Source organism: Streptomyces sp. BK208 (assembly GCF_004364245.1).
Taxonomy (GTDB): domain Bacteria; phylum Actinomycetota; class Actinomycetes; order Streptomycetales; family Streptomycetaceae; genus Streptomyces.
In genome coordinates this window covers 16641-31293 of the sequence record NZ_SOAV01000021.1, presented here as the reverse complement: position 1 = coordinate 31293, position 14653 = coordinate 16641, and the positions used below count along the sequence as shown (strand labels likewise).

Genomic DNA, 14653 nt, shown 5'->3' with positions numbered 1-14653 from the left:
TGGGAGGAATCCGGCGCCAAGGCCGCCGTCGGCAGAACACTCACGATCGCCGACGGCGGCTATCTCGGCACGGGACTCGTCATGCCCCATCGTCGGCGCAAGGGCGAAGACCTGCCCGACTGGAAGAAGGTGCACAACACGTCTCACAAGCGGGTCCGAGCCCGTGTCGAGCACGTCTTCGCCCGGATGAAGACCTGGAAGATTCTCCGCGACTGCCGCCTCAAGGGCGACGGTGTCCACCACGCCATGCTCGGCATCGCCCGCATGCACAACCTCACCCTTGCCGGATAGGCGAGCGGGTTGCACCGCGGCTGACCCTGCTCCCGGCAGCTCCAAGGTCATTTACGGGACAGCCCTTAGCTGGCCCGGACCGGGTGCCGGACGCTCTACCCCGCCAACGCCGCGAGCCGGGCCCGGCGCCGGAGTGTCTGATTCCTGCCGTAACAGGTGGGCCCGGGTTGGGGCCTCGTAGTGACGAAGAACTCCGGCCGCACCGAGAGCCCTTGCGGTGCGATCTCGCCGTGCGGGCGCCGCCATCTCGGCTTGATTCGCACTTGCTTTTCAGCAGCATGCACAGTTAGCGCCTGACCTTAATGCCCCACCTATCATAAATAGCACTCACATCCATTAAGAGACGCAATGCTCAAATCGGGGCAATCATGACTTTGCTATTCCTTTAACGGGGTGCCCGCATCCCCGTGTTACGGTTCAATCACTCCATGATCCAGTTGTGGCGCGTTCGACCGATGAAGGGTTACCAGATGCTAGATGCCAACACTTCGACTTCATGCACCTATGGAAGTAAGTGGTTACCTCGCAACATCTATTCGAGGTGACACCGCAGACATCAGCTACCGTGGCTGCCGATAGCTGGCCCATGGAACCTCACGGATACTTCGGGCTGGAAAACGAAGTTCCAGTTGCCTCAATCTCTAAGGCTGCCACGTTGAGCTGTCGCATACGCTCGCAAAATCGACCCGCTGCGAACGAAAATGTCACTCATTTTAAAGAAGACTGGCAGCAAACCCGCTCGGCACACACCTCAGGTAAGAGGGCGCTCCACTGAAGTTGGTCACTCAGATGGCATCGTCCCACACCCTGGGGCAAGTGACGACGACCTGCCTACCTATTCGAGCATACTCGGACCGTTGAGGTATTCACCTCCGGGCATTGACACCTCCGTCAATGGCCCGCCGCCTCCGGTCGCGATCGTGCGAGTGGCAGGACCGCTTCATTCCTCCTGCCGAGTAAGTCACCAATGACACCATTGGGCACTGCACTCACCTTAGTGGATTCCCCCTGAGATCCCCCAGGTCGAATACCATATCATAATCGATTCACGAGCAGCTCCGGGCATTAACGATGCCTGTTGCGGATTTCAGCGTTCCCGGCTGGCGAGAAATAATCTTGGGGAGTGAAGTCATGCAAGACCGAGTCGCCATCGTAGGCATGTCCATAAAGGCATCCGGTGCACGTAACATCGATGAATACTGGAATCTTGTCCGGAATGGGATGAGCGGACGCAGGTGGCTCAGTCACGATGAACTCGCGCGCCGTGAAATCCCATATCGAAGGTACACCCATCCAGATTTCGTTCCCGCCACGTACCCCTTGGAAGAGTGCCTCGAATTTGACGCCGAGGCTTTCCGGTTCAGTGCGCTGGAAGCAGAATTCACCGACCCACAGCACCGGCTGATGCTAGAGGCTTGCTATCGAGCCGTCGAGCATTCAGGCCACTCCATCAGTATGCTGCCCGGCACTGTCGGCGTATATCTCGGCACCAAGTCCAGCAGTCACGGACCCCTCCTTGAGCAGGCCTTGGCGGACGAACCGGACATGCTGGCGATGACCCGATTGGCCGTGGGCAATCACCCCGACTATCTGGCGAGTCGCCTAGCCTACAAGTTCGGCCTCACCGGTCCTGCCATCACCGTCCAGACGGCATGCTCGACGTCCGCGGTGGCGATCCATCTGGCAGCTCAGGCCATACTGGCCGGCGAGTGCGATTCGGCAGTCGCGGGCGGAGCCGCGATCGACCTCCAGGATGCCGGTTACCTGTACGCGGAATCCGGGATCTACTCCCGCCGGGGACGCTGTGAACCCTTCATGACCTCGGCCGACGGCACGGTTGAGGGCAACGGGGTCGCCGTCCTCTATCTGAGGCGCTTGGACGACGCCCTCGCCGATGGCGACAGCATTTTCGCCGTGCTCACGGCAACCGTGGTCAACAACGACGGCCGGACCCGCGCGGGCTTCAGCGCCCCGGGGGTCGAAGGACAGACCGCCGTCATCGAGGAAGCCCTCGACATCGCGGAACTCAAGGCCCAGGACATTGGCATGTTCGAGGCGCATGGAACAGGCACGCGCATCGGTGACGCGCTGGAGATCGAGGCCGCGAGTCACGCCTACCTTGCGCACGGCGCCCCCCTCGGCGGGTGCCGGCTCACCTCCGTCAAGGCCAATGTGGGGCACATGTCGGCCGCCGCCGGCGCCGCCGGGGTGATCGCCGCTGTACTGGCCCTGCTGCACGAGGAGATACCCCCCAATGAGCCGCTGCTCAGGGGTGGCCAGCCGGTCGACTTGAGCTCGACACCGTTCTCCCTGTCGGACCGGGCCCAGCCATGGCGGAGAGGCTCGACGCCCCGGTACGCCGCCGTCAGCTCGTTCGGCCTCGGCGGCACCAATGCCCACCTGGTTCTCGGCGAGTTCGACATCGACGACCTCGCGCGCAGGGGTGAACGCCGCGCCTGGCAGCTGCTTCCCTTGTCTGCGGACGACACCTCCCGCCTGGCGGAAACAGTGGAGGCGACCCGGCTCCTGGTCGACACGGCATCCGACGACCAGCGTCACGACGTCGGTCACACCCTCCGCACCGGACGAGTTCCGCTCGCCGTCCGGACCAGTGTGGTCGTCCCAGCTGGAGCGACCCGGACAGCCGTGCGATGGCCCGACGCGGAATCGTTCGTCAGCGCGGAGGGACCGGCACCCGACGTCGTCTACCTGCTGCCCGGTCAGGGCGGCAGAGCAGCCGAGGCCGCACGTCAGTTGTATGCGGGAGAGCCGTGGTTCCGCCGCACCGTGGACCGTGGGCTCGACGTGGCGCGGGCGGTCGTCGACGATGACACCTACGCGCGTATCCGCGCCGCCTTCGAGGACGGCAGCCACACGGCCGACACCCAGGTCGCCCAACCAGTGCTGCACCTGACCGGCCTCGGTGTCCATTCCGTACTGGGCCGCCTCGGGGTGCGGCCCGCCGCGATCCTGGGCCACAGCGTGGGTGAGGTCACCGGCGCCTGCCTGAGCGGCATCATGTCCTTCGAGGATGCCACCCGCGCGGTGTGCCGGCGTGCTGCGGCCATGGCCGACATGCCGCCCGGCACGATGTTCGCGGTCCGCGCGGCCGCCGAAGACCTGCGCGGGCTGCCCGAGGAATGCGTCGTCGCGGCCGTCAACGCCCCCCGAGCCTGCGTCGTGTCGAGTTCACTCGATGCCGTCCCCGCTCTCACGGCCTGGCTGGACGAGCAGGCCGTCGAGCACCGACGGCTGGACACGTCCCACGCCTTCCACCACCCGAGCATGACCGAGGCCGCCGCCCGTTTCGCACGCTATCTCGAGCGGCTCGATCTGGCGGCGCCCGGTACTCCGCTGATGTCCTGCAGAAGTGGTGCCTGGCTCACCGGGTTCGAGGCCATGGACCCCGCCTACTGGGGCAGCCAGCTGCGTGACCGGGTGGAATTTGCCCGGGCGGTACGGACCGTGATCAAGGAACGGCCCGGGGCGGTCTTCGTACAGCTGGGCGCGGGAACCAGTCTGATCCGGGCACTGCAACTCGGCGGAGCCGACCCCGGGCGCTGCCTGGCCCTCATGCCGGGCGAGGACGCAGACGCGCATCAGACCCTGCTGTCCGTGGTGGGACGGCTCTGGGAGCGAGGTGTCCCGGTCGACTGGTCCGCGTACGCGGAGCATGACCGCGGGCTGCGGGTTCCGGGGCCGCCCCGCATCTTCCGGCGCACGCCCGTGTTGCACCCCCGACTCGCCGGTAAGACCCCTGCCATCGATCCGGTCCTGCTCGGTACCCCGGCTTCCGCCCACTCGCCCGCGCCGGTGCCGCCCCAGGACACCGACGAGCAACTCCAGCCCTTGGTGGACGCGGTGGCCCGTTGCTGGGCCGAGGTGCTCGGCGCGACGCCGGCTCCGGACGACGACTTCATCTCCCAGGGGGGTGACTCCATCAGCGCCGGGCAACTCGCCGTGCGGTTGCGGGCGCTCTTCCCCGTCGACGTCCCCGTGCACCTGCCGCTCACAGCGCGTACCCCGAAGGCCATCGCGCAGTCCTTGGACGACCTCCTCATCAGCAGTGTCACAACTGGCTGAGGACCGTCGTCCCATCGCTAACGGAGGCGTTTTCTTCGTGAACCAGCACGAGAACAGGACCGTCACATCCCTCACCGCCGAGCAGCGCGCCCGTCTGGCGGCACTGCGGCAGGGTGGAAGTCGCTCGGTAGCCCCACGCGGCACTGCGATCCCGCGCACGGGGCGCACTGAGGCACCGCTTTCTCCGGGGCAGCAGCGCATATGGTTCCTGAACAGGTTTCTGCCCGACGAGAGCGTGTACAACATCGCTGGCAGTTACCGGCTCACCGGGCGGCTGTCCGTCGACGGGCTGCAACGAGCGGTCGATGCCCTGGTGCAACGGCACCCGTCGCTGCGCACACGCTTCACCGTGGTGAACGAACTGCCCGTACAGCAGGTGGACCCCGACACCCGGATCACGGTGGCAGTGCGCGACGTGTCACCGGAGAAACTGGCCGCCGAGCTGACTGATTTCTCGCGTCGGCCGTTCGACCTGGAGTCGGGCCCCTTGCTGCGGATGCTCGTCGCCCGAACGGGCGAGACGGAGTCCGTGCTGTCGATCGTGATCCATCACATCGTCGCCGACGGCTGGTCATTGGGCGTGTTCATACGGGAGTTCGTGGCCCTGTACAGCGCGTTCGTTAACGGTTCGTCCGTCACCCTCGCAGAACCCGCGATCAGCTATGTGGACTATTCACTATGGCTGCGGGGACCGGAGAGAAGCCGGCGCAACGCGGAGCACCTCCGGTACTGGACGGAGCGCCTGGCCGACTCCCCGCGTCTCATCGATCTGCCCACGGACGAGCCGCGCCCCCCGGTCCAGTCCTTCAACGGGGCACGCGTCTCCTTCTCGATCCCGGGCCCGCTGCGGCGTCGTGTTGAGGAACTGGCCCGCTCCCGGGGCGCCACTCCGTACATGGCGCTGCTCACTGCCTACTACGCCCTCCTGCACCGATGGAGCGGACAGAGCCAGCTCGCCTGCGCGACACCCGTGGCCAACCGCGCGACGGTCGAAACGGAGGCGCTGATCGGCTTCTTCGTCAACACGGTGGTGCTGTCGGCTGACCTCAGCGGGAGTCCCACCTTCCAGGCCCTCCTCGACCAGGTGCGGGACACCTGTGTCGGCTCCCTCGACCACCAGGAACTGCCCTTCGAGCAGCTCGTGGACGAGCTGAAGCTGGGCCGCGAGCCCTCGCACAACCCCCTCGCCCAGGTCATGTTCATCTTGCAAAGCGCGCCGTCCACCGTGATGGAATTGCCCGGCTTGCTCCTTGAGCCGATACCCATGGACACGGGCACCTCGAAGTTCGACCTCTCCCTGGAACTCACCCCCACCGACCAAGGATTCGATGCCGTCGTCGAATACGCCAGCGACCTCTTCGACGAGACGACGGTCCAGCGTTTCGCGCGTCACTACGTCCGGCTGCTAGAGGCCATGGTGGACGCTCCCGCCACGGAGGTGTTGTCCGCCCCGATGCTGACGGAGGCGGAACGCGACCACCTGAGCACGTGGAACGCCACCGAGGCGGACACCGCGTACGAGTCCTGCGTACCGGACTGGATCGCCCGCCAGGTCGCGGCCCGCGGCGAGGACGTCGCGCTGGTCGCCGCCGACGGCACACAGTTCACGTACCGGGAGCTCGCGGCACGCGGTGGTCGGGTGGCGAATCTACTGCGAGTGTGTGGCGTGGGCCCGGACACCAGGGTCGGCCTGTGTCTGAGTCGTGGCCCTGAGCTGGTCTTCGCCCTCGTTGGCACACTTGTCGCGGGTGGCGCGTACGTGCCGTTCGATCCGAGCCAGCCAGCCGAACGCATCGCCCGCATGGTGCGGGAGGGCGGCGTCGACATCGTGCTGACAACCGCGGACTGCGTCTCCGCGCTGGCGGACATACCCGAAGGGGTCAACGTCCTGCGGCTCGACGAAGCGTCCGTCCGGGACCTGCTCTCGGAGCAGGAGGAGACTTGGCCCGCCGCTCGGCCCGCCCCCAGCCACCTCGCCTACGTGATCTACACGTCGGGGTCTACGGGGACCCCGAAGGGCGTGATGGTCGAGCACCGGTCCGTCGTCAACCGGATCAACTGGATGCAGGCCCAGTACGGGCTGCGCCCCAGTGACCGCGTGATGCAGAAGACCGTCCATACGTTCGACGTCTCCGTGTGGGAGTTCCTTTGGCCCCTGATGCACGGTGCCGCGATCGTGCTGGCCAGTCCGGACGCGCACCGGGAGCCGGCGACACTCCTTGACGAAATCCGCCGTCAACAGGTCACCCACATCCATTTCGTCCCCACGGCCCTGTCGGCGTTGCTGACGCACGGCAGCCTCGGTGACACCTCCGTGCGAAGGATTTTCTGCAGCGGTGACGTCCTCCCTGCCGAACTGTGCGAGCGGGTGTATGCGGACTGCTCCGTCGCCGTCGACAACCTATACGGGCCCACGGAATGCGCGATCGACGTCACCTACTGGAGCTGGCACCCCCAAGCCAGCGGCCAGCCTCCGATCGGCCGCCCGGTCGCCAACACGCGGACCCATGTCGTCGACGCGGCAGGCCACGAACTGCCCGTCGGCGTGGCCGGCGAGTTGTGGGTCGGCGGTGTCCAGGTAGCCCGCGGCTACCTCAACCGCCCCGATCTCACGGAAGAGCGCTTCCTGCCCGACCCCTTCTCCGTTGTGGCCGGCGACCGGATCTACCGGACGGGTGACCTCGTGCGCCGCCGCCCCGACGGCGACCTGGAGTTCCTGGGACGGATCGACAACCAGGTCAAGGTGCGCGGCTTTCGCATCGAACTCGGCGAGGTCGAGGCGGCCCTGCGCGAGGCGCCTGGTGTGCTCGACGCGGCCGTCGTGTGCCGTACCGACCCCGCCGGGGACAAACAACTGTTGGCCTACCTCGTCGCCGACGCGGAACGACTCGCGTCGGATCCAGGCGATGACGGCGAACGCGTCGGTGAGTGGTCGGCGGTCTTCGACCAGGCCTACGACGACGGGGACGGTCCGGAGCCCCAGGAGGCCGGGCTCAACCTCAAGGGCTGGGTCAGCAGCTACACCAGCCGCCCCATCCCCCGCGACGACATGGTCGAGTGGCTCGACGCCGCCGTGGACAGGATCACAGCGTCCAAGCCTCGGACAGTTCTGGAGATCGGCTGCGGTACCGGCCTGTTCGCCCTGCGCCTGGCCGCGGACTGCGACCGGTATATCGGCGTGGACATTGCTCAGAAGGGGCTGGACTACATCGCTGAGGAGGCCGAGCGGCTGGGACTCACCGACCGTGTGGAGTTGCGGCGCCTGCCCGCCCACGACCTGGACGCGCTGAAGGGCCTGACGTTCGACAGTGTCGTCATCAACTCGGTGATCCAGTACTTCCCGGACCGCGCCTACCTGGATGCGGTACTGCGCCAGGCTGTGGCCCTGCTGGCACCGGGCGGGAAGGTGTTCGTGGGCGATGTGCGGCCGTTGGCACTGGCGGAGACCCTGCACTACTCAGTGGCGCGGTTCGGTGCCCCCGATACCGCCCGCGAGCGCCTCCTGGACCGCGCGGCCCGCCGGGCCGCGGAGGAGACCGAACTGCTCGTCGATCCCGCCTACTTCACCGGTCTGTTGGGCCGGATCCCCGGCGTCGACCGGGTCGAGACCGCACTGAAACGCGGCCTCGGCGCCAACGAGCTCAACGACTTCCGTTACGACGTGATCATCGAGCGCGGTGGCACGGCCGGCGAGCCGGTCGCCTCGTACACGGACTGGGACGCCGAGATCGACGGCGTCGCTCGGTTGGAGAAGCGCCTTGCCGAACTCGGCGAGGACTGGCTGGCAGTGGATGGCATTCCCAACGCCCGGCTGCAGAACCACCTGCCCAACCCCGCCTCGGGTCAGGCCGTGCATCCCGAGCAGTTGTGGGAGCTGGCCCAGACGCACGGTCTCGACCTCCAGCTGACCTGGTCCCCCGGCAATGCCACGGCGGGGCGCATGGCGGCCGTGTTCCACCGCAGGAACGTACGGCCGTACATAGCCCATACGCCCCGGGGAGAGGTCACCAACGATCCCGCCCGAGGGGTGGCGCTGCGCGCGCTGCCGCACCTGCTGCGGGGCCGGCTGCGGGAGAGGCTGCCCGACTACATGGTGCCCGGATCCATCGTGGTGCTTCCCGAACTGCCCACCACCTCAAGTGGCAAAGTGGACCGCAAGGCGCTGGTGGACATCGCCGAGGAACGCTATGTCGGGCTTCAGTCCACTGCCCCACGGACTGCCACCGAACGACTTGTCGCCGAGGTCTGGCGCGACGTCCTGAACCTTCCCGTGGTGACGGCTCAGGACAACTTCTTCGACCTCGGCGGCGACAGCATCAAGAGCACACAGGTCGCCGCCCGCCTCAGGGACGCCGGACGGCCGGTGCTGATTCGGTCAATCTTCAGTCACCAGACCGTGGAGCGGCTCGCCGAGTTCCTCGACGCGCAGGCCGTCGGTGACACGGCAGGGCCCGACGCCGCCTCCCCGAACACGTCCGGCAGCGCGGCCAGCGATCACCGCTACCCCCTCTCGCCCTTGCAGGAACACATGCTGCGTCTGCTGCCCGAGCGCGGCGACGACGGGCTCTACGTCGTCCAGCGCATCCTGCGGTACGAGGGAGAGATCTCACCGGAGGCGGCGGACCAAGCCTGGGCGGCCACGGTCCAGGAGACTCCCTTCCTGCGCACCGTCCTACGCGAGGCAGGCGGCGAGGTGACGCAGGTGGCTGATGTCCCTGCCGAGGATCTGCCGACCGCGGTCACCTTCCTGGACTGGTCCTCCAGGGGCGCTGCCGAACAGATCGGTCTCCTCGATGCCTTCCTACGCACGGACCGCGCGGCGGGTTTCGACGCGGCCCGGGCGCTGCCGACGCGGTTCGCGTTCATCCGGATCGACAATCGGCGCGGGGTGTGGGTGCTCACCATGGACTACCGGCGCTTGGACGGCTGGAGCTTCCCTCTCTATCTGGAACGCTTCCTCACCCGGTACGCGGACGCCGCCGGAAACACCCCGGCTCCGTCGTTCGACTACGCGGATTACCTCGCCTGGCGCGCGAAGCGGCTTCGGGACGGAAGCGTGTGCGCGTGGTGGCGCGAGCGTGTCCAGGGATTCGACCGGCTGCCGGCCGGGCCGCTTCGGGGCCGGACCTCGGATGCGTTCGAAGTCGCCCAGATCCGCTTCGGTCCAAAGGACGTACGGCGTTTCGGTGCCGCGTGCCGCCGCGCCAGAACCACTCAGGCCGCCGCGCTACAGGCACTGTGGGGTGCCACGCTCCAGCACGTCGACGGTCGGGACGCGCCCCAGTTCGGCGTGACCACATCGGGCCGCTCTCCCGAGGTCCGGGGCATCGAGCATGCGATGGGCATGTTCATGAACACCCTGCCGGTGCGCTGGCAGGCGAGTCTGGAAGATCCACTCCAGCTCTGGCTGGACCGCGCCTCGTCCGCAGTCCTGGACCTGATCGAACACGACATGATCGGTCTGCCCGAGTTGGAGGAGCTGGCCGGGACCGACGAGCACACGACGCTGTTCGACACCTACGTCGTATATCAGAACACCCCCTCGGTCTCGACGGACGAGACCGCCCCCTCGGGCTTCTCCCTCGTCGACGAGTCCCCCATCGCCGTCGCCCAGCAGGAACACAGGCTGCGCGTCGACATCTACCCGAACGCCGACGGGTACCTCGACGTGCTGCTGTCCGGCTACGAACCGGAGTACCGGCTTCACGCCTACCTGACGACGCTGCGTGACCTCTTTGTCAACGCCTCGGACGCCGAGGGAACGGTGCGCATGGCCGAACTGTTCGCCGCTCCGGAAGCACGCGACGCCCCCCGAGTCGTGACGCTGCGGGACTGCCTCCAAGCCCTCGCACACGACACCCCCATTCCGCACCGAGCCGAGGAGACCCGGTGAACGCCTCCGCCTCTCCCGAATCAGCCTTTCCCAGCTCCTTCGCCCAACGGCGTCTGTGGTTCGTGGAACAACTGGTCCCCGGGACTGCCCAACACCACCTCGGCATGCAGTTCCGGGTCACCGGCACAATCGACGTCGACGCCCTGGCGTGGAGCGTGAACCGCACGGTCGCCCGGCACGAGGCCCTGCGGACCCGGTTCGGCACCATCGACGGCAGCCCGGTCCAGGTCGTCGCCGCGGAAGGCGCCGTGGGTGTCGACACGTTCGCCGTGGAGTCCGACGCCGACGTCGACACGCTCGTGACCGAGCTTGTCCGCAAGCCGTTCGATCTGGCGCGTCCGCCGCTGCTCCGCGTGGCACTGGTGCGGGGGCCGTCCCGCACAGTCCTGGTCTTCGTGGTGCACCACATCATCTCCGACGCCTGGTCGGTCGGCATCCTCGCTAGTGAGGTCGCCGAGTCCTACCGGACACGACTGGCCGGCGGCGTGGCAGACCTTCCGGAACTCTCCGTGCAGTACGTCGATTTCACGCAGTGGCAGCGCGAGCGCACGGACACCACGGAGTACGCCGAGTACCGAAGGGCCTGGGCCGACATGCTGCGGGGTGCTCCGCAGTCGCTCGACCTGCCATTCGACCGGCCACGCCCGCCGGTCCAGACCTTCGCGGGCGGCTCGGTGACCTTCGAGGTCCCCCCGAATCTGAAGCGGCGACTCGACAGGGTCTCCGAGGCCACCGGGGCCACCACATTCATGACCTTGCTGGCCGCCTACTTCGTAGTTCTCGCCCGGCTCAGTGGAGAGCGTGACCTGCTGGTGGCCTCGCCGACGGCAGGCCGTACCCAGGTCGAGACCGAGCAGTTGATCGGCTTCTTCGCCAACACACTGGTCCTGCGCTCGCACCCCTCGGACGAACTCGCCTTCGACGAGTACCTGAAGCACGTACGCGAATGCTGCCTGGCCGCGTTCACGCACCAGGAGGTGCCTTTCGAGCACCTGGTGGAAGACCTCTCGCCGGAACGGACGCTCGACCGCAACCCCCTTGTGCAGGCGATGTTCATCCTGCAGAACGCGCCCGCGCAGACGCTGCGGTTGCCCGGGGTCGTACTGGAACCCGTCGAGATCGACACAGGTACCTCGCAGTTCGACCTGACCCTGAACCTGACACCGGAGGAAGGAGGCTTGACCGCACTCATCCAGTTCTCCACGGAACTCTTCGATCCGTCGACCGTCGAGCGATTCGCCGGCTACTACCTTGCGGTGCTGCACGCCGTGGCCGAGGACCCCTCGGTCCGGCTCGACGCCATCGATCTGTTGGGTGATGCCGAGCGGGCGCGCCTCGCCGCCCTCGGGACGGGGCCCGACGCCCCATCGGGTCGCGAAACCGTGCCGGACGCCCTGCGTCGCATCGCCGCGGAGCACCCGGAGCGGATCGCGGTGGCGGCGGGTGAGACCCGATGGACCTACCGGGAGCTGCTGGGACACGCCGACGCGGTCGCCGGGGCTCTCAGCGATCTTGGGGTGGCCCCCGGCGACCTGGTGGGAGTGTGTCTTCCGAGAGGGCCGGAAATGGTCTCCGCTCTCCTGGGCGTGTGGGGCGCCGGCGCCGCGTATGTGCCGCTGGACCCCGACTATCCACGGGCACGGCTGGAGTACATGGTCCGGCAGAGCGGCCTCACTGTACTGCTGACCACGCATGCGCTCGCGGCGGTCGTACCGCTTGACGACACGGTGCGGGTCGCCTTCATCGACGACGTGGCACCGCATGACGGGCCCCGCCCAGAAGCCGCACCGACCGCGCCGGACGCGCTCGCGTACGTCATCTACACCTCGGGGTCCACGGGACGCCCGAAGGGAGTGATGATCGAGCACGGGAACCTGGCGAATGTCGTGCACGGCTTCGTCAAACAGCCTGGTCTCGGGGCCGAAGACCGCATGCTCGCCGTCACCTCACTGTCCTTCGACATCGCCGGCCTGGAACTGTTCGCTCCGCTGATGGCGGGTGGCCGGCTGGTCGTCGCGGAGGCCGGGGTGGGAGGCGACCCGGAGCGTCTGCACCGGCTCTTGGCGCAGCACGCAATCACCGTCGTCCAGGCGACTCCGGCGACCTGGAAGGCGTATGCCGGGCACGTGGACGCAGTTCCCGGGACATTGCGCCAGATCTGGTGTGGCGGCGAGGAGGTGTCCCTTGAACTCGCAGATCGGCTCCTGGCTCTCGGCGTGCGCCTGTGGAATGTGTATGGCCCGACCGAGACGACGATCTGGTCGACCTGTACCGAGATGACTGCCGGCACTCAGCCGTCCATCGGCTCACCCGTGGTCGGCACCCGTCTCTTCGTCGTCGACGGTGCGGGACGCCCCGTACCGACCGGCGTGCCGGGGGAACTGTGGATCGCGGGAAGCGGTGTGGGCCGCGGGTACCTCGGGCTTCCCGAGCTGACCGCTGAGCGGTTCGTCGAGGGCCCGGACGGCACCCGGGCCTACCGCACCGGTGATCTCGTGCGCTGGGCCTCCGACGGGGGACTGCGCTTCATGGGCCGCATGGACCACCAGGTCAAGGTGCGCGGCTACCGGATCGAGCTCGCCGAGATCGACACCACGATGCGCGATCACCCGCAGATCCGCGACAGCCTGACAGTGGTCCGCAAGCTCGCCGGTGGCGAGGACGGCCAGCTGGTCACCTTCCTCGTGCCGGACTCCGACGCGGCCCCCGACGTGGAGGCCGGGACGCCGACCGCGGCCGAGGCCGTGGAGACCTGGCGCGGCCTGTGGGACGAGATATACCAGCAGGGCAGCGAACCCGAGCAGGGCGATCTGAACATCAAGGGCTGGACCAGCAGCTACACCAAAGAGCCGCTGACAGACAAGGAGATGCGGCACTGGGTCGACGCCACCGTCGATGCCATCGCCGCGACCGGGGCCCGGACGTACTGCGAAATCGGCTGCGGCACCGGGCTGCTGCTGCTGCGCCTCGCCCAGGACAGCACCCACTATTTGGGCATCGACCTCGCCGCGGAGGCCGTCGCCCACGTCACGCAGCAGGCCAAGCTCCGAGGGCTCGATGACCGCGCGGAGCTGGTGTTGGGCAGCGCCGAGGACCTCCCCGCCATCGCCGGCAACCGTCGCTTCGACTGTGTGGTCATCAACTCGGTCGCTCAGTACTTCCCCGACGAGAACTACCTCACCCGCACCCTGACCACCGCCGTGTCCCTGGTGCGTCCGGGCGGTCACGTGTTCGTCGGTGACCTGCGCCACCGCGGCCTGGCGCAGGCGTTCCACGCGAGCGTGCTGCACCACCAGGGAGTGGCCGACCGGACGCTGGCCCTGCGGGCCGCGGCACGGGCGGCCGAGGAGGAGGAACTCCTCGTGGACCCCGGCTACTTCACTCGCTTGCGTGAGAAGAACCCGGCTGTCACCGGAGTGCAAATCTCACTCAAGCCAGGCGGCCCCGACAACGAGCTCACGCGCTTCCGCTATGACGTACTGCTGCGTGTGAACGAGCCCGTGCCCGCGCCGGTGTCCGGCCCCGGTCTCGACTGGGACCGCGAGGTCGGTTCCCTGTCACACCTCGCCGACATCCTCGCTGCCACCGACGGCGAACTCGTCGTCGACGGCATACCGAACGCCAGAGTGGCCCGCTTCGCCCGCCTGCTACACCCGCTGGACGCCGCCGAGGAAGCTCCAGGCGTCCTGCCCGAGGACCTGACGACCGTGGCTGCCGCACACGGCCTGCGGACCCACCACGAGTGGTCCGTCCACGGCACCGGCGAAGGGCGCATCCGCGCCCTCTTCCACCGTCGTACCGCCGAGCCGCCAGCCGCTCGTCCGTTCCTGGACAGTCGTCCGCCGGTGATCGAACCAGTGGTCAACAGTCCCGGACGCGCGGCGCTGCTGCGCTCGCTCCCGCTGGCCGCTCGCTCCTGGGCGCGCTCCACCCTCCCGGAGCACATGATTCCCCAACTGGTACGGGCACTGCCCGCCCTACCCCTGACCCCCAACGGAAAAATGGATCGGAACGCACTTGTAGCCATGATCACCGACCACGTGCCATCCTCCGCACCCGCGCTTCCCACCGGTGAGTTGGAGGGCCGGATCCACTCCGTCTGGTGCGACGTGCTGGGGCTGCCCCGGGTGGGAGTGACGGAGAACTTCTTCGATGCCGGCGGCACCTCGATGTCGGTGGTCCGCGTACGGCAGGAGTTGCGCAAGCGGCACGGCATCGACCTGCCCATGACGGCGTTCTTCGCCCACCCAACGATCGCGTCACTGGCGGCGCATCTCGCCGACGGACCGTCCGCGCGGGAAGAGCGGGAGCGACGCGGTGCCCAGCGCAGACAGGCCCATAGTGACGTGGCGCGCCGCCGCCGCGGACGACGGAACGGTGACTGAC

At 67.7% G+C, this 14653-nt stretch carries 4 protein-coding genes; all 4 read left to right on the top strand.

Features of this window, described 5'->3' with window-relative positions; all coding sequences use genetic code 11:
• Nucleotides 1-291 (top strand): transposase (locus EV562_RS34405; RefSeq protein WP_166662160.1); only part of this gene is annotated, 291 nt, incomplete at its 5' end.
• Nucleotides 292-1362: 1071 nt separating this feature from the next.
• A complete protein-coding gene (locus tag EV562_RS34400) occupies nt 1363-4374 on the top strand; it encodes a type I polyketide synthase (protein WP_133890791.1) in 3012 nt (1003 codons plus the stop codon).
• A complete protein-coding gene (locus EV562_RS34395; protein WP_243860323.1) occupies nt 4358-10267 on the top strand; it encodes a non-ribosomal peptide synthetase in 5910 nt (1969 codons plus the stop codon). Before EV562_RS34400 ends, EV562_RS34395 begins: the two co-directional genes overlap by 17 nt.
• On the top strand, nt 10264-14652 hold the full coding sequence (locus EV562_RS34390) for a non-ribosomal peptide synthetase (RefSeq protein ID WP_166662157.1): 4389 nt from the start codon (nt 10264-10266) through the stop codon (nt 14650-14652). Before EV562_RS34395 ends, EV562_RS34390 begins: the two co-directional genes overlap by 4 nt.
• Nucleotide 14653 lies beyond the last annotated feature (1 nt).

Coding starts and splice junctions, on each gene's coding strand:
- EV562_RS34400 (WP_133890791.1), top strand. CDS start 1,363: ATGCCTGTTGCGGATTTCAGCGTTCCCGGCTGGCGAGAAATAATCTTG.